The 15,046-nt window shown below is 66.3% G+C and carries 18 protein-coding genes; 13 read left to right on the top strand and 5 right to left on the bottom strand.

Going from position 1 to position 15,046, the window contains the following annotated elements:
• Positions 1–6: 6 nt before the first annotated feature.
• The 7 genes from lptC (at position 7) to HLG70_RS23230 (ending at position 5,863) form a co-directional block, all read left to right on the top strand.
• Entirely contained in the window at positions 7–639 is a 633-nt protein-coding gene (gene lptC, locus HLG70_RS23260; protein ID WP_171667469.1) for an LPS export ABC transporter periplasmic protein LptC, read from the top strand.
• Entirely contained in the window at positions 636–1,265 is a 630-nt protein-coding gene (gene lptA, locus HLG70_RS23255) for a lipopolysaccharide transport periplasmic protein LptA (protein ID WP_171667468.1), read from the top strand. The genes lptC and lptA overlap by 4 nt, the downstream gene beginning before the upstream one ends.
• Positions 1,266–1,299: 34 nt before the next feature.
• The gene (lptB, locus tag HLG70_RS23250) at positions 1,300–2,094 is read left to right on the top strand and encodes an LPS export ABC transporter ATP-binding protein (protein WP_171667467.1); all 795 of its coding nucleotides are present in this window, start codon (positions 1,300–1,302) and stop codon (positions 2,092–2,094) included.
• Positions 2,095–2,314: 220 nt separating this feature from the next.
• The gene (gene hpf, locus HLG70_RS23245; protein WP_006216296.1) at positions 2,315–2,653 is read left to right on the top strand and encodes a ribosome hibernation-promoting factor, HPF/YfiA family; all 339 of its coding nucleotides are present in this window, start codon (positions 2,315–2,317) and stop codon (positions 2,651–2,653) included.
• 349 nt (positions 2,654–3,002) lie between these two features.
• Positions 3,003–3,458, top strand: a complete 456-nt coding sequence (locus HLG70_RS23240) for a PTS sugar transporter subunit IIA (protein WP_171667466.1) — start codon at positions 3,003–3,005, stop codon at positions 3,456–3,458.
• Positions 3,459–3,477: 19 nt separating this feature from the next.
• The gene (hprK, locus tag HLG70_RS23235; RefSeq protein WP_008166849.1) at positions 3,478–4,404 is read left to right on the top strand and encodes an HPr(Ser) kinase/phosphatase; all 927 of its coding nucleotides are present in this window, start codon (positions 3,478–3,480) and stop codon (positions 4,402–4,404) included.
• A gap of 25 nt (positions 4,405–4,429) precedes the next feature.
• Positions 4,430–5,863, top strand: coding sequence for a PLP-dependent aminotransferase family protein (locus HLG70_RS23230; RefSeq protein WP_171667465.1), 1,434 nt, complete (start codon positions 4,430–4,432; stop codon positions 5,861–5,863).
• A gap of 19 nt (positions 5,864–5,882) precedes the next feature.
• Here the strand turns inward: HLG70_RS23230 and HLG70_RS23225 are convergent, their stop codons facing one another.
• The gene (locus HLG70_RS23225) at positions 5,883–7,166 is read right to left on the bottom strand and encodes a c-type cytochrome (RefSeq protein ID WP_171667464.1); all 1,284 of its coding nucleotides are present in this window, start codon (positions 7,164–7,166) and stop codon (positions 5,883–5,885) included.
• A gap of 12 nt (positions 7,167–7,178) precedes the next feature.
• Positions 7,179–7,937, bottom strand: a complete 759-nt coding sequence (locus tag HLG70_RS23220) for a c-type cytochrome (protein ID WP_171667463.1) — start codon at positions 7,935–7,937, stop codon at positions 7,179–7,181.
• Positions 7,938–8,122: 185 nt separating this feature from the next.
• Here HLG70_RS23220 and rapZ point away from each other — a divergent pair, with 185 nt between their 5' ends.
• Together rapZ and HLG70_RS23210 are read left to right on the top strand one after the other, a co-directional pair.
• Positions 8,123–8,995 carry an RNase adapter RapZ gene (gene rapZ, locus HLG70_RS23215; RefSeq protein WP_171667525.1) on the top strand — a complete coding sequence of 291 codons (873 nt, stop codon included), beginning with the start codon at positions 8,123–8,125 and terminating at the stop codon, positions 8,993–8,995.
• On the top strand, positions 8,992–9,954 hold the full coding sequence (locus HLG70_RS23210) for a septal ring lytic transglycosylase RlpA family protein (protein WP_171667462.1): 963 nt from the start codon (positions 8,992–8,994) through the stop codon (positions 9,952–9,954). The genes rapZ and HLG70_RS23210 overlap by 4 nt, the downstream gene beginning before the upstream one ends.
• 12 nt (positions 9,955–9,966) lie before the next feature.
• On the opposite strand, the gene HLG70_RS23205 is transcribed toward HLG70_RS23210, so the two are convergent.
• Complete coding sequence (locus tag HLG70_RS23205; protein WP_171667461.1) at positions 9,967–10,551, bottom strand: methylated-DNA--[protein]-cysteine S-methyltransferase; 585 nt, start codon at positions 10,549–10,551, stop codon at positions 9,967–9,969.
• 3 nt (positions 10,552–10,554) lie between these two features.
• On the bottom strand, positions 10,555–11,490 hold the full coding sequence (gene rsmI / locus HLG70_RS23200) for a 16S rRNA (cytidine(1402)-2'-O)-methyltransferase (protein WP_171667460.1): 936 nt from the start codon (positions 11,488–11,490) through the stop codon (positions 10,555–10,557).
• Positions 11,491–11,558: 68 nt separating this feature from the next.
• Here rsmI and HLG70_RS23195 point away from each other — a divergent pair, with 68 nt between their 5' ends.
• From HLG70_RS23195 to HLG70_RS23180, 4 genes are all read left to right on the top strand, one after another.
• Positions 11,559–12,038 carry a YraN family protein gene (locus HLG70_RS23195; RefSeq protein WP_171667459.1) on the top strand — a complete coding sequence of 160 codons (480 nt, stop codon included), beginning with the start codon at positions 11,559–11,561 and terminating at the stop codon, positions 12,036–12,038.
• Between the two features lie 97 nt (positions 12,039–12,135).
• Positions 12,136–12,729 carry a phosphoheptose isomerase gene (locus tag HLG70_RS23190; protein ID WP_006224736.1) on the top strand — a complete coding sequence of 198 codons (594 nt, stop codon included), beginning with the start codon at positions 12,136–12,138 and terminating at the stop codon, positions 12,727–12,729.
• Positions 12,726–13,466 (top strand): BON domain-containing protein, encoded by a 741-nt coding sequence (locus HLG70_RS23185; protein ID WP_171667458.1) that lies wholly within the window; start codon positions 12,726–12,728, stop codon positions 13,464–13,466. Before HLG70_RS23190 ends, HLG70_RS23185 begins: the two co-directional genes overlap by 4 nt.
• On the top strand, positions 13,463–13,957 hold the full coding sequence (locus HLG70_RS23180; protein WP_171667457.1) for a peroxiredoxin family protein: 495 nt from the start codon (positions 13,463–13,465) through the stop codon (positions 13,955–13,957). Before HLG70_RS23185 ends, HLG70_RS23180 begins: the two co-directional genes overlap by 4 nt.
• 144 nt (positions 13,958–14,101) lie before the next feature.
• On the opposite strand, the gene HLG70_RS23175 is transcribed toward HLG70_RS23180, so the two are convergent.
• The gene (locus HLG70_RS23175; RefSeq protein WP_171667456.1) at positions 14,102–14,890 is read right to left on the bottom strand and encodes a MetQ/NlpA family ABC transporter substrate-binding protein; all 789 of its coding nucleotides are present in this window, start codon (positions 14,888–14,890) and stop codon (positions 14,102–14,104) included.
• Between the last annotated feature and the right edge of the window lie 156 nt (positions 14,891–15,046).

Genomic DNA, 15,046 nt, shown 5'->3' with positions numbered 1-15,046 from the left:
AACCTGATGAAAGAACGTTTTCCTTCCCTGATCGCGCTGTTCCTGCTGCTGGTGCTGGTTTCCAGTTCCTGGTGGGCCGCCGATTACGCGCAGCGGGCCATCCAGGTGGACCCGCCGCGCCGCATCACGCATGAAATGGACGCGTGGTCGCGCAATTTCGTCATGCTGCGCACCGACCCCAGCGGCAAGCCCATCAACCGGCTGGAGGGCGAATACGCGGAGCATTTCCCCGACGATGATTCGTATCACATCACCGCGCCGCGCGCCGTGGGCCAGCGCGAGGCCAACCCCATCACGGTCGCCGTCTCCAAGACGGCCGTCATGGAGCAAGGCGGCAAGCGCATCGTCATGGACGGCGACGCCCACGTGCTGCGTCAGCCCGACGCCAACAACGACATGCTGGACGTGCGCAGCCAGCAATTGATCATCCTGCCCGACGACGACGTCGTCTTCACCGACCTGCCGGCGGTCGTCCTCAAGGGCCGCTCACGCATGACGGGCAAGGGCATGCACTACAACAACAAGACACGCCAATTGCAGGTTTCGGCATCGACCGACGTGGAAATTTCCGGTTCGGAAGGCAAGCAACAGCGCCGCACCGAAATTCCAGCCAACAACACTGACCAGAAGAAACCATGACCGACCTTCGGATTCTCCTCGCCCCAACGACTCGCCTGATCGGCGCCGTCCTGCTGACGGCCTCGGCGCTTGCGCCGGTCTACGCGGCCGACCCGGCGCCGAAGGCGGCCACGCCCGCCGAAGAGCCCAGCACGCTGATCCTGTCGGACACCCTGCACTATGACGACGTGAAGAAGCAAAGTGTATTCACAGGCAACGTCAACCTGACGCGCGGCCTCATGACCCTGTCGTCCGACACGCTGCAGATGACCGAAGACGCGCAGGGCAACCAGTACGGCACGGCCACCGCCGACAAGGGCAAGGTAGTCACGATCCGCCAGGAACGCCCCGATACCTTCGAGCTCATCGAAGGCAAGGGCCTGCGCGCCGAATACGACGGCACCAAAAGCACTTTCGACCTGATCGGCCAGGCTGTCGTGGTCCGTTATGTCTGTGGGAAACCGTTCGATACCATTCGGGGCGAACGGGTACGCTACAACGAGAAGACCGGCACCTACGAAGCCCAGGGCGGCCCCAACTCCGCCGCGGCCGGCGGCCGGGTGCGCTCGGTGGCTGAACCGCGCGCCAAGGCGGACGCAGCCGTCGCCGAATGCCGCAAGCAGCAGGCAGCCAAGAAAGGGCGCTAAAGCGCTCCCCACGCAACACCACTCGCAGCCACGAATGAACCAACCCTCAGTGCCGACACCCGTGACCTCCGCCCCTTCGGGCGTCAAGCAGGGCAGCCTGCGCGCAACCGGATTGCGCAAGACCTATAACGGCCGGACCGTCGTGCAGGATGTGTCCCTGTCCGTGGTCAGCGGCGAAGTCGTCGGCCTGCTGGGCCCCAACGGCGCGGGCAAGACCACCAGCTTCTACATGATCGTGGGCCTTGTGCCCGCGGACGCCGGCCGCATCGAGATCGATGGCGCGGTCATCACGGCGATGCCGATCCATAAGCGCGCGCGCATGGGCCTGTCGTACCTGCCGCAGGATGCCTCCGTCTTCCGCCGACTGACGGTCGAGCAGAACATCCGCGCCGTGCTGGAGCTTCAACTGGGGCCGGATGGCCGCCCCCTGTCGACACCCAAGATCAACGAACAGATGGAGTCCCTTCTGGAAGAACTCCAGATCGGCCATATCCGGAGCAACGCGGCGATTTCGCTGTCCGGCGGCGAACGCCGCCGCGTGGAAATCGCGCGGGCGCTGGCCACCAGCCCGCGCTTCATCCTGCTGGACGAACCGTTTGCCGGCGTGGACCCCATCGCCGTCATCGAGATCCAGCGCATCGTGCGCTTCCTGAAGGGCCGCGGCATCGGCGTGCTGATCACCGACCACAACGTGCGCGAAACGCTGGGCATCTGCGACCGCGCCTACATCATCAGCGAAGGCAAGGTGCTGACCGACGGCCACCCGGACGAAATCGTGGGCGATCCCGCCGTGCGCCGCGTCTATCTGGGCGAGCACTTCCGCATGTAACTCCCCCTGGGGAAGACCCCTAGGCGCCTGCCTGGAAGAGGCTCATACGCCCTAGGGGTTCAGCCATAAAAATGCCATGTTCTTGCGCTAGGTCAGCTTGTTTTATCGGCCCGAGTCTATACACTAGTACTAAACGAACCTGCTTATTGAAGGAGAACGCCTAACGAATCGAACGCGCCTTTTGCGCAACTTTTTTCCTCTTTTAGAAGGAGAGCACACTATGAACCTGAGCATCTGCGGTCGTCACCTCGACGTCACCCCGGCAATCCGGGAATATGTCATGAACAAATTGGCGCGAGTGCTGCGGCATTTCGATCACGTCATCGATACCCAGGTCATGCTCTCGGTAGAGCCCCTGCGGCATAGAGCCGAAATCACCATGCGTCTAAGCGGTAAGGACATTCATTGTGAAGCAACCGATGAAAACCTCTATGCAGCGATAGACCTTCTTGCTGACAAAGTCGACCGTCAGGTCATCAAGCACAAGGACAAGGTAAGAAGTCATTCAGCGGAGTCCGTGAAGCGGCAAGCGGCGAGCCTCTCGCCACCCCAGCAGTAACGCGCTTCATGACCACTCGCCCTGAGCGACGAGCTAAACAGCGATCCTAGGATCCTGCCTAAGTCCCGGTGTCCCGCTAGACCCTCCGTCCAGCCGGGGCATCGGCAAACTCCCTCCCGCAGTACCCCCCACCCATCTGCCCCCAATTCCCGGCCATCGCCGGCGGATCCGCTTTTCCCCGTGCAATTCCCGCGTCTTCCCGGCCGCTCCACCGCTGCCGACGACAGAATGCCCACAATCCGGCGCTATCGGTCTATGCTGTCGCTCTTGCCGCTCCCTCGGCGCCCCTCCACGGGCCTGCCCTGGAGGCTAATTATTGCAGTGCGTCATATAACCATATAATGATCCGATGAATCATTTGTCGCGCATCCTCCCCGCCGGCAACGTCGTGCTCGATATGCTCGCAACGAGCAAGAAACGTGCGTTCGAACAGGCCGGCCTGCTTTTTGAAAACAACCATGGCTTGGCACGCGCGCTCGTGTTCGACAGCCTGTTCGCCCGGGAACGCTTAGGCTCCACTGCCCTTGGGCAGGGCGTGGCCGTTCCGCACGGCCGCGTGAAAGGCCTGGAGCAGGCGCTGGCGGCATTCATCCGCCTGAGCCAGCCCATCACCTTCGACGCCCCCGACGGACAACCCGTGTCGATGCTGCTGTGCCTGCTGGTGCCGGAAACGGCCACCCAGCAGCACCTGGACATCCTGGCCGAACTTGCCCAGCTCATGTCCAACAAGGCATTGCGCGAGGCCCTGGCCACGGAGCCCGATCCGGCCATCGTCCACAAGATGCTCACGACCGGCCAACTCTGACCCTCGCGGAAACGCTGCCATGCTTACGGTGCAGGAACTCGTCGACGACAACGCCGACAAAATCCCCTTTAACTGGATATCTGGCCAAGGCGCCGCGGACCGCGCGATCCCCGACGACGGCATGGCGGCGGCCGACCTCGTCGGCCACTTGAATCTGATCCATCCGTCGCGCATCCAGGTATTCGGGCAGGAAGAGCTGGCGTACTACACGCGCTTCGACCTGCGCCGCCGCATGCACCACATGGACGAGCTGCTGATTGGCGGCGTGCCCGCCATTCTGCTGGCCGACGGCCTGACGCCGCCGCAGGATCTGATCGACCAATGCGACCAGCACCAGGTGCCGCTGCTGTCCACGCCGGTGGCGGCCGCGCAGCTCATCGACCTGCTGCGCATCTACCTGGGCAAGAAGCTGGCGCCCACCACCACCGTGCACGGCGTCTTCCTCGACGTGCTGGGGCTGGGCGTGCTGATCACCGGCGAATCGGGCCTGGGCAAGAGCGAACTGGCGCTGGAACTGATCTCGCGCGGGCACGGCCTGGTGGCCGATGACGCCGTGGAATTCTCGCGCACCGCGCCCAACATGATCGAAGGCCACTGCCCCCAGCTCCTGCAGAACCTGCTGGAAGTGCGCGGCCTGGGCCTGCTGGACATCCGCACCATCTTCGGCGAGACCTCGGTGCGCCGGAAGATGCGGCTCAAGCTCATCGTGCACCTGGTGCGGGCCACCGCGCAGGACAAGTTCGAACGCCTGCCGCTGCAGGACATCACGCAGGACATGCTGGGCCTGCCCGTGCGCAAGGTGATGCTGCAAGTGGCCGCTGGCCGCAACCTCGCGGTGCTGGTGGAGGCCGCCGTGCGCAACACGATACTGAAGTTGCGCGGCATCGACACCCTGGGCGAATTCATGGAACGCCAGGCCATGGCGATTCTCCAAAGCAGCAAATGAACACGCGCCGTCGTCCCGCGGAATCGTGAGCCTTTACGAGATCCTGGCCGACGAGATCGCCAAGTCGATCGCCTCCGGCGTGCTGCGCGCCGGCGACAAGCTGGCCTCCGTGCGCGATGCCTGCTCCGCGCGCGGAGTCAGCCCCTCCACGGTGTTCCAGGCCTATTACCTGCTGGAAGCGCGCGGCCTGATCCGCGCGCAGCCGCGTTCGGGCTACTACGTCAACGCGCCGGCGGAGTCCCTGCCGCCCGAGCCCGGCGCCTCGTGTCCGGGCGGTGAATCGACGGAGCTGGCGATCAGCGAGCGGATCTTCGACATCCTTGGTTCCGTGCGCAACCGCGACGTCACCCCGTTGGGATCAGCCTTCCCCTCGCCGCTGCTGTTTCCGCTGCCGCGGCTGGCGCAGGCGATGGCCGCGCACCTCAAGCGCCAGGATCCGCGCGATACGGTGGAAGACCTGGCCCCCGGCAACCCGCGGCTGCGCCGGCAGATCGCGCTGCGCTACCTGATCGGCGGCATCAATCTTCCCGCCAACGACATCGTCATCACCAACGGCGCGCTCGAAGCGCTGAACCTCTGCCTGCAAGCGGTCACGCAGCCGGGCGACACGGTCATCGTCGAGGCGCCCACGTTCTACGGCGCCTTGCAGGCCCTGGAAAGACTGGGCCTGAAAGCGCTGGAAGTGCCGACCCATCCACGCACCGGCATCGATCTGGACGCGATGGAAGCGGCCATCGAGCGCCATGCGCCGCGCGCCTGCTGGCTGATGACGCAGTTCCAGAACCCGCTGGGCTGCCTGATGCCGGACGAAAAGAAACGGCAGCTGGTCCAGCTGCTGGCCCGGCACGACATCCCCTTGATCGAGGACGATGTCTATGGCGAGCTCTACTTCGGATCGGCGCGGCCGGTGCCGGCCAAGGCCTACGACACGCAGGGACTGGTGCTGCATTGCTCGTCGTTTTCGAAATGCCTGGCGCCGGGCTACCGCATCGGCTGGGCCAGCGCGGGCCGCTACGCGCAGCGCGTGCAGCGCCTGAAACTGTCGTCGACACTGTCGGCCTCCGGCCCCGCGCAAGGCGCGATCGCCGAGTATCTGGAACAAGGCGGCTATGACCGCCATCTGCGCCGGCTGCGCGAGACCTTGCAGACGCAGCAGGAACGCATGGCCGATGCGATCGCGCATGAATTCCCGGCAGGCACGCGCGTGACGCGCCCGCAAGGCGGCTTCTTCCTGTGGCTGGAATTGCCCGCGGCCGTGGATGCGCTGGTGCTGCACCGCGAAGCGCTGGCGCGCGGCATCAGCGTGGCGCCGGGTCCGATTTTTTCCGCCAGCGGACAATTCGGCAGCGCGCTGCGCCTGAATTACGGACACCCCTGGGATGCCGGCACCGAAGCCGCCATCCGCGTGCTGGGCGAATTGGCGCGCGAGGCCTGCTCGCGGGCCGTGCAGGCGCGTTAGCGCCAGCGCCCGTTCACAACTAATTCAGCGTCGACGCGGCGCGCGCGCGCTTGACCTCCAGCGGCGTCACGCCGCCCGCTTCGTTGCCCCAGCTGTTGCGGATGTAGGTCACCAGCATTGCGATGTCATTGTCATTGAGCAGCTGTCCGAACGGCGGCATGCCGTGAGGCCGGGGATTCGACGCGGTGGCGGGCGCATAGCCGCCGTCCAGCACCATGCGGATGACATTGACCGGCGACGGCGCCGTCACCGTGGGGTTGCCCGCCAGTGCGGGCCATGCCGAGCCGCTGCCCTCGCCTTCGGACTGGTGGCACTGGACGCATTGCTGGCGATAGATCTTGCCCCCCAGTTCGATTGCCGCCGGCGCGGCGGCTGCCGTCGGCCGATCCGAGGAAGCTGGAGTGGCCGGCAAGGACTTGATATAGACGCCGATGGCCAGCGCATCCTCATCGGTCAGGTGCTGGGTGCTGCCCAGCACGACTTCGGCCATGGGCCCGCTGACCGTGGAATGCTTGGAGATGCCAGTCTTGAGCAGGGTGGCGATATCCTGCGCCGTCCAGCGCCCCATGCCCGTGCGCATGTCGTTGGTGAGCGGCGGCGCATACCAGTCCAGCACGGGGATGAGGCCGCCGGTCAGCGCGTCGGCCGAGCGCGTGGCGCCCAGGCTGTTGCGCGGCGTGTGGCAGGCGGCGCAATGGCCCAGCCCTTCGACCAGATAGCGGCCGCGATTCCATTGCACCGACTGGCTGGCGTCGGGCTCCTGCACGCCCGGCTTGAAATACAGCGCGCGCCAGGCGGCCAGCAAGGCGCGCTGGTCATAGGGAAAATCCAGTTCCGGCGGCCGGTTGGGCTGGCTGACGGGCGTGACGCTGCGCAGGTAGGCGAACAGCGCATCGGAATCGCCGCGCGTGACGCGGGTGTATTCGGTGTACGGGAAGGCCGGATACAGCAGTGTGCCGTCCCTGGACTTGCCGTTGTGGAGCGCCTGCCAGAAATCGTCGGCCGTCCAGCCGCCGATGCCGGTCTTGTCGTCGGGCGTGATGTTGGGCCCGTAGACCGTCCCGAATGGCGTAGGGATGGGGGTGCCGCCCGCCAGCGCCTTGCCGCCCCGGCTGGTGTGGCAGGCCATGCAATTGCCGGCCAGCGCCAGGTAGCGCCCACGCTCGATCAGGGATGCGCCATCGGCCGCGGCCGCGGCGGGGCCGGTGCTGGCGTCATCGCGCGTACCCAGCCAGTACAGGCTGCCCGCCACCACGATCGCCAGCAGCAGCAGGAGCCACAGGACTTTCTTCATGAGCTTCATCCGGGCCCCCGTTTACCGTTGCGCCTGGCTGCCGCATTCCGCGGGCAGCCGGACCGAACCCGCGGCGTCGGGCGCGTAGGGCTCGACGACGGGTTGCGACGACAGCCACGCCGCCAGGGCGCCGATGTCGGTGGGGGTGAGCTTGTTGGAGATGTCCGCCATGCAGTCCGGCGCGGCGGCGCGGCGCAGGCCGTTCTTCCAGCTGCCGATCTGCGCGCCGATGTAGTCGCGGGGCAGTCCCAGCAGGCCCGGGATGGCCGGAAGCATGCCGCCCAGGGCGGCGCCATGACAGGATGCGCAAGCGGGAAGGCCGCGGGCGGCGTCGCCGTCCCTGGCCAGCTTGCGGCCGGCCTCCAGCGTGGCGGCGGACACGTCGGCGCGAACCGGCGCCGGATAGGGCACGTGCTGCCCTGAAAAATACGCGGCCATTTCCCGCAGGTAGTCATCGGGCAGGCCGGTCAGCAGATGCGTCATCGGCCGGTACTGCCGCCGGCCGTCGCGGAAATTCAACAGCTGATGATAAAGATAGTCCTGCGGCTTGCCGGCAAGGCGCGGATAGTAGCCATCGGCTCCCGCCCTGCCCTGCGCGCCATGACAGGCCGTACAGGCGGCCACGCGAGCCGCCATGGTGTCCGGCCGCAAGGTCTCTTGCGGAGCCTGCTGAGCCAGCGCCGGCGCGGCCATGAAGGCAACGGCTACCGCAGCCAACCATCCCGGAATTGCCCAAAACCGCGGCAGTGAAACACTACGAAAGGAAATGAGGGCTAACATCTAGGTCGAATTCCAATCCCCCGAATCGCATGACGGCGGGGCGCGTAAAGTGAATCTGCTAAGTATCCGGCCCCAAGCTTACGCCAGGGCGCGTAAAAGGGTACAGGCGCAGATCTCGAGTTTATGGCCATATCAGATGCTATCCCGCCGGCATCGTCCTGGAAAAGCGTGCCACAATCATGTCCATGTTGAAAGTCGTCCTCGTCACCGGCATCTCCGGCTCAGGCAAATCCGTCGCCCTGCGCATGCTCGAGGATGCCAGCTACACCTGCGTCGACAACCTGCCGGTCCGCTTCCTGACCGAATTCATCGCCAATGCCCGCGATGACGGCATGGAGCGGGTCGCCGTCGCCATCGACGTCCGATCCCCCGGCGAACTGGCCGAACTGCCCGATGTGGTTACCGCGCTGCGCGCCATGGGCACCAGCCTGCGCGTGGTGTTCCTGGACGCCAGCACGGCAACGCTGGTGCAGCGCTACTCCGAGTCCCGGCGCCGCCATCCGCTGACCGACCGCCTGCAACGCGGCGGCACCGCCCCCTCGCTGACCGATTGCATCGCCCTCGAACGTGAACTGCTGGCGCCGCTGCGCGAGCAGGAGCATGTCATCGACACCTCGGACCTGACGCCCGGCCAGTTGCGCGCCTGGATCCGCGACCTGATCAAGGCCGACCGCGCGCCGCTGGTGCTGACCTTCGAATCGTTCGCCTACAAGCGCGGCGTGCCGGGCGACGCCGACCTGGTGTTCGATGTGCGTTGCCTGCCCAACCCCCACTACGACCGCAACCTGCGCCCGCTGACGGGCCGCGACGAGCCCGTGGCCACGTGGCTGGCCGGCTACGAGCAGGTGGGCCAGATGATCGACGACATCGCCGGCTTCCTGAACCGCTGGCTGCCGCAATACACGCAAGACACCCGCAACTACCTGACGGTGGCCATCGGCTGCACCGGCGGCCAGCACCGTTCGGTCTACGTGGTCGAGCAGCTGGCGCTGCGCTTTGCCGACCACGATCCCCTGCTGGTGCGCCATCGCACCCAACTGCCCGACGAATCCGCATGACGCTGTCCCGCCCTCTACACCTGATCCTCATCGTGCTGCTGGCCATTGCCGTGGCGGGCTGCTCTTCCACCGGCGGGCGCAAGAAAGGCGGGGGCTACTACAAGGACGACGGGCCGGACGCCAATCCGCCGTCCAATCTGGACCAGGTTCCGGACGCGGTGCCCAAGATAGAGCCCTATGCCAGCGGCGCGAACCGGCCTTACGTCGTATTCGGCCAGCGTTACGTGCCCGACACCAGCGGCCAGCCCTACAAGAAGCGCGGCACCGCATCCTGGTACGGCAAGAAGTTCCATGGCAATTCCACGTCCATCGGCGAGTCCTACGACATGTACGCCATGACGGCCGCCCACACCACGCTGCCGATTCCCAGCTACGCGCGCGTCACCAGCATGGTCAACGGCAAGACGATCATCGTGCGGGTGAACGACCGCGGACCCTTCCATAGCGACCGGATCATGGATCTGTCCTATGTCGCGGCCTACAAGCTGGGCATCATCGGCCCGGGCAGCGGCCAGGTGGTCGTGGAGGCCATCCAGCAAGACGAGATCCGCCGCCTGGCCTCGCAAGGCGCCCCGGCTGCTCCCGCGCCGGAGCCGGCATCGGCGACCGGCTCCACGCCGGTCCTGGCGCCCGTGGCCGCCGTGCCCGTGGCGCTCCTGGCCGAACCGCCGACGGCGCCCGCGCCCGGCTCCGCGCCGGTTCGCCAGGTGCCGGCGGGCGCTGGCGGCAGCGTCTATCTGCAGGTGGGCGCGTTCAGCCAGCCGGCCAATGCGCAGTCGCTGGTCAGCCGCATCAACACGCAGCTTGGCGCCGAAGGCGCGCCGCCCGCATCGGTCGAGCAAGCCAACAACCTGTACCGCGTCAGGATCGGACCCTACCCCGACAGGCAAAGCGCATTGAACGCCGTGCCGATCGTCTCGGACCGGATCGGCATTCTGCCCAGCATTGCTTCGCAGTAGGAAAGGGGAGCCCTACCAGGGCAGCTCGGCCTGGCCGTCGCATACGCGACGAGCGCGCGCGTTGCGGCTCAGGTAGCGGTTGCCTTCGTGGGCCAGCAGCGCCTGCTTGCGCGGCAGGCCTCCACCGAAACCGGTCAGCGAGGTATCCGCGCCGATCACCCGATGGCAGGGAATGATGATGATGATGGGATTGCGGCCGACGGCGCCGCCCACTGCCTGGGCGCCCTTGGGCCGCTCCACCGTGCGCGCAAGCTCGCCATAGCTGGTCAGCGCGCCAAAATCCAGCGCGCACAGCGCGTGCCAGACCTTGTGCTGGAATGTGGTGCCCACGGGGTCCAGGGCCACGTCGAACTTGCGACGCTTTCCGGCGAACCATTCGTCCAGTTCGCGGCGCGCCTGCTCAAGAATGGGATCGGATTCCGTGTGCGTCCAGCCTTCCGCGGACGGCAGCAGCTCCTGATCGGTGAACCAGGCGCCGCGCAAGCCCTTGGGGCTGGCGACCAGGCGCATCTCGCCCAGCGGCGTGGGCATGTCCCGGTAGGCGATCGGCTCTTGGGGGTCGGCGGGCCTGTTGGACACGACAGTTGAATACACCATGGCTTATTCCGACGACTTCTTGCGGGCCAGGGCCCGGTTGTACAGCACATCGCGCGGCTGGCCGGTGACCTTGGCGGCGACGCGCGCGGCGTCGCGCACGGACAGCGACTCCAGCAGGGCGTCCAGCAGGACATCGCTGCGCAGATCGGCGTCCTCGTCCTCTTCCTGTTCCGCCTGGGCATGCGCGATCAGCACGAATTCGCCCTGTTCGCGATGCGAGTCCGCCGCCAGCCAGGCCGCGCCCTCGCCCATCGGAAAGGTGGCGATCTCCTCGAAACGCTTGGTCAGTTCGCGCGCCACGGTCAGCAGGCGGTCCGGCCCGCAGACTTCCAGCAGGTCCGCCAGGGTGGCTGCCAGCCGGTGCGGCGATTCGAACATCACGACAGGCGCGGGCAAGGCGCACCATTTGCGCAGCCAGCGCTGCCGCGCCACTGCCTTGGGCGGCGGAAAGCCCGCGAAGGCATAGGCGGGATTCTCATCCGTGGTGACGCCGCTGCCCATCAGGGCCGCGATCACCGCGCTGGGCCCCGGCACCGGCACTACCGTGAACCCCGCGGCGCGCACCGCTCGCACCACGCGCGCGCCGGGGTCGCTGACCGCGGGCGCGCCCGCATCGGACACCAGGGCCACCCGCTGGCCTTGCGCCAGGCGCTCGCAGATGGCTTGCGCCGCCGCCGCCTCGTTGTGGCGGTGGGCGGCCATGAGCGGCGTGCTCACGCCCCACGCGTCCAGCAGCGTGCGGCTGGCGCGCGTGTCTTCGGCGGCGATCACATCGGCGCGCTGCAAGGCATGCCAGGCCCGCAGCCCCAGATCGCCCAGATTGCCGATCGGCGTTGCCACGACGTATAGCGTCGAGGCGGGCCAATGCTGCCCCGCCACGCGCTCGGCAACGCGGGACCAGGCATCGCCGGCAATCGGGGGAGAGACATTTTGATTCATTGCAGCCTGCTGACACGGAAAACCATGTCAGTGTAGCCGCCTATGCCCGCTGCTTTCGGAACTCCACGATGGACGACACCTTGCGCCTTGCCTGCGAACTTGCCCTGGCGGCGCGGCGCCGTGCCGCCAAACGACGGCGGCGCGCTGGCCGCGCCCCCGGGGCCGACCGCCCGCCCCCACGACGCTCGCCCACGCAACGCCGCGGCGACCAGCACGAAGCAGCCGCGCTGCGCCTGCTGCAGGCGCAAGGCCTGACGCTGCTGGCGCGCAACCTGTGGTGCCGCGCGGGCGAGATCGACCTGGCCATGCGAGACGGCGATACCCTGGTCTTCGTCGAGGTCCGGGCGCGCGCCCGGACCCGCTATGGCGGCGCCGCCGCCAGCATCGGCCGCGAAAAGCAGGCGCGGCTCGCCCGCGCCGCGGCCCACTGGCTGCCCGAACTGGCCAGGCGGCATTGGCGCGGAACGACGCCGGCCGCCCGCTTCGACGCGGTCGTGTTTGATGCCGGCCAGCCTCAGTGGCTGCGCGGGGCGTTCTGGCTGCCATGACCCGCCAGGACGCAGACCGGCGGCCCGGTAACGTCCCGCTCCACCATCGTTACGCATGGACAGAACGGCAACCCTGCCGCGTGAGATAATCGCGCCCATGGATATGACCTCTCGTATGACGTCGCACTTTCGCGACGCCATGGCCGCGTGCGAACAAAGCATGAACGTCCTGGCCGAACCGCTGGCAGTGGCGGTGGACGTGCTATTCGGCGCCCTGGCAAACAACGGCAAGATTCTGGCTTGCGGCAACGGCGGCTCAGCCGCCGATGCGCAGCATTTCATCGCCGAACTGGTGGGCCGCTTCGAACGCGAGCGCCTGCCGCTGGCTGGCATCGCGCTCAATACCGACACCGCGATCCTCACGGCCGTCGGCAACGACTACGGCTTTGACGAGATCTATGAACGCCAGGTCAACGCCTTCGGCCAGGCTGGCGACGTGCTCGTGGCCATTTCCACCAGCGGCAATTCCCCCAATGTGGTCCGCGCCATGGAAGCCGCCAGCGCGCGCGAAATGCACGTGCTGGCCCTGACCGGCAAGGGCGGCGGCGTCATGGGGGAACTCATTACGCCCATGGACGTCCATCTATGTGTTCCCAGCGATCGCACCATGCGCATCCAGGAAGTCCATATTCTGCTGCTGCACGCGCTGTGCGACGGCATAGACGCTCTTCTGCTTGGAGACACCGAATGATTCCTGACGTCAGAACCGCAGTCCGCCCGCTGATGCTCGCCGCCGCGCTGTCCACCGCGGCGCTCTCGCTGTCGGCCTGCGCGCCCCTGATCGTGGGTGGCGCCGCCGCCACCACGGCGGTCGTCGTGACGGACCGCCGCACGTCCGGCGTCCAGCTCGAAGACCAGAACATGGCGTTCAAGGCGCAAAGCCAGATCTCGCAGAAGCTGGGCGACACCGCCCGCGTCAATGCCATGGCCTATGGCGGCCACCTGCTGCTGACCGGCGACGTGCCGACCGAGGAAGCCAAGAGCCAGGCCACCGCCATCGCCCAGGGCATCGAGAACGTCAAGCAGGTCATCAACCAGCTGAACGTGGGCCCGATCGCCTCGTTCGGCGTGCGCTCCAACGACACCTGGCTGACCTCCAAGGTCAAGACCGCCCTGATCAACACCAAGTACGTGCCGTCCGGCACCATCGCGCTGACGACCGACCACGGCGTCGTCTACCTGATGGGCAAGGTCACGCAGGCCGAAGGCGAATACGCCGCCAACGCCACCGCGGATGTCGGCGGCGTGACCAAGGTCGTCAAGCTCTTCGAGACCATCAGCCGTGACGAAGCCATCCGGCTGTCGGGTAGCGGCTCCAAATCCAACTCCACCACGGAAACCAAAGCGCCCATCGAAAGCGGCGCCGGCGCCGCAAACGACAGCGCGTCCGGCACGAGCGGCGGCGTAGAGGCGATGCCCATCAAATGAAGAAAGCCATCGTAGCCCTGGCCGTCCTGGTGGCGGTCGGCATCGGCGCCTGGTTCGTCATGCGCCCTGCCCAGACCGCCCCCGACGTCACCTTCACCACCCTGGAAGGCAAGACCTTCTCCATGCAGGATCTGCGCGGCAAGGTCGTGCTGGTCAAGTTCTGGGCAACCAGCTGCGTGACCTGTGTGAAGCAGATGCCGGACACGATCTCGGCCTACAACGAATATGCGGGCAAGGGGTATGAGGCGATCGCGGTCGCCATGAACTACGACCCCCCGAATTTCGTGCTGAACTTTGCCGAAACGCGCAAGCTGCCGTTCCCCGTCGCGCTCGACACCAAGGGCGACATCGCCCGCGCCTTCGGCGACATCCGCCTCACGCCCACGGCCTTCCTGATCGACAAACAGGGACGCATAATCAAGCGTTATCTGGGCGAATACGACAAGGCTGAATTCCATGCGACCGTGGAAAAGGCCCTGGCGGCCGGTTGAGCCCCGCCGGCCCGCAGCCCAAGGAACCGCCCGGCAAGGCGGTTTTTTTTCGCCCCGGCGATCCCGCCCGAAAGCCGCGCGCGCCCAAAAAACAAACCGCCCGATCAACGGGCGGTTTGCGGGGTGGCATTGCCAGGCCTGGCTTCAGAAGGCCGGGATCACGGCGCCCTTGTACTTTTCCTGGATGAACTTCTTCACTTCGGGCGAATGCAGCGCATTGACCAGCTTCTTGATCGCCGGCGCGTCCTTGTTGTCGCTGCGGGTCACCAGGATGTTGGCGTACGGCGAATCGGCGCCCTCGATGAACAGCGCGTCCTTGGTCGGGACCAGGCCGGCTTCCAGCGCGTAGTTCGTGTTGATCAGCGCCAGGTCCACGTCATCCAGCGAGCGCGGCAGCATCGCGGCTTCCAGTTCGCGGAACTTCAGCTTCTTGGGGTTCTCGACCACGTCCGCGGCCGTGGCCAGGATGTTGGACGGGTCCTTCAGCTTGAGCACGCCCTGCTTTTGCAGCAGAACGAGCGCCCGGCCGCCGTTGGACGGATCGTTGGGGATCGCCACCGTGGCGCCATCCTTGAGTTCGGACAGGCTCTTGATCTTCTTGGAGTAGCCGCCGAACGGTTCCACATGAACCAGGGCAACCGGAACCAGCGTGGCCTTGCGGTCCTTGTTGAAGGAATCCAGATAAGGCTTATGCTGGAAGAAATTCGCGTCCAGCTGCTTGTCCGCCAGTTGCAGGTTGGGCTGCACGTAGTCGCTGAACACCTTGATGTCGAGCTCGACGCCGTCCTTGGCCAGTTGCGGCTTGACCACTTCCAGGATCTCGGCATGCGGCACCTGCGTGGCGCCCACCACCACTTTTTCAGCATGGGCGGCATTGGCCGCCACCAGCAGGGCCGACGCCACCAGGGCGGAACGGACGAAGTTCAAACGCATGTTTTGCCTCTTTTATAGGTAAAAAAATGGGGATCGGTGCCCGCCGACGTGGATTGGCCCCCTTTTGCGGGGCGCTCCGTTGCGAAAACGCCCCCAATTTACCTGAATGCCGGTTATTTGTCGGGCATATGGACATGGGTTTAAAGCATAAGAAAC

It is taken from the genome of Achromobacter deleyi (genome assembly GCF_013116765.2).
Classification (GTDB): domain Bacteria; phylum Pseudomonadota; class Gammaproteobacteria; order Burkholderiales; family Burkholderiaceae_B; genus Achromobacter; species Achromobacter deleyi_A.
Note: the sequence above shows the minus strand (reverse complement) of the source record. Positions and strands in the feature narration are given on the sequence as shown.

Bases quoted from the DNA above. Each gene is read 5' to 3' on its own strand.
- lptC (WP_171667469.1), top strand. From the start codon at position 7: ATGAAAGAACGTTTTCCTTCCCTGATCGCGCTGTTCCTGCTGCTGGTG.
- lptA (WP_171667468.1), top strand. From the start codon at position 636: ATGACCGACCTTCGGATTCTCCTCGCCCCAACGACTCGCCTGATCGGC.
- lptB (WP_171667467.1), top strand. From the start codon at position 1,300: ATGAACCAACCCTCAGTGCCGACACCCGTGACCTCCGCCCCTTCGGGC.
- hpf (WP_006216296.1), top strand. From the start codon at position 2,315: ATGAACCTGAGCATCTGCGGTCGTCACCTCGACGTCACCCCGGCAATC.
- HLG70_RS23240 (WP_171667466.1), top strand. From the start codon at position 3,003: ATGAATCATTTGTCGCGCATCCTCCCCGCCGGCAACGTCGTGCTCGAT.
- hprK (WP_008166849.1), top strand. From the start codon at position 3,478: ATGCTTACGGTGCAGGAACTCGTCGACGACAACGCCGACAAAATCCCC.
- HLG70_RS23225 (WP_171667464.1), bottom strand. From the start codon at position 7,166: ATGAAGCTCATGAAGAAAGTCCTGTGGCTCCTGCTGCTGCTGGCGATC.
- HLG70_RS23220 (WP_171667463.1), bottom strand. From the start codon at position 7,937: ATGTTAGCCCTCATTTCCTTTCGTAGTGTTTCACTGCCGCGGTTTTGG.
- rapZ (WP_171667525.1), top strand. From the start codon at position 8,123: ATGTTGAAAGTCGTCCTCGTCACCGGCATCTCCGGCTCAGGCAAATCC.
- HLG70_RS23210 (WP_171667462.1), top strand. From the start codon at position 8,992: ATGACGCTGTCCCGCCCTCTACACCTGATCCTCATCGTGCTGCTGGCC.
- HLG70_RS23205 (WP_171667461.1), bottom strand. From the start codon at position 10,551: ATGGTGTATTCAACTGTCGTGTCCAACAGGCCCGCCGACCCCCAAGAG.
- rsmI (WP_171667460.1), bottom strand. From the start codon at position 11,490: ATGAATCAAAATGTCTCTCCCCCGATTGCCGGCGATGCCTGGTCCCGC.
- HLG70_RS23195 (WP_171667459.1), top strand. From the start codon at position 11,559: ATGGACGACACCTTGCGCCTTGCCTGCGAACTTGCCCTGGCGGCGCGG.
- HLG70_RS23190 (WP_006224736.1), top strand. From the start codon at position 12,136: ATGGATATGACCTCTCGTATGACGTCGCACTTTCGCGACGCCATGGCC.
- HLG70_RS23185 (WP_171667458.1), top strand. From the start codon at position 12,726: ATGATTCCTGACGTCAGAACCGCAGTCCGCCCGCTGATGCTCGCCGCC.
- HLG70_RS23180 (WP_171667457.1), top strand. From the start codon at position 13,463: ATGAAGAAAGCCATCGTAGCCCTGGCCGTCCTGGTGGCGGTCGGCATC.
- HLG70_RS23175 (WP_171667456.1), bottom strand. From the start codon at position 14,890: ATGCGTTTGAACTTCGTCCGTTCCGCCCTGGTGGCGTCGGCCCTGCTG.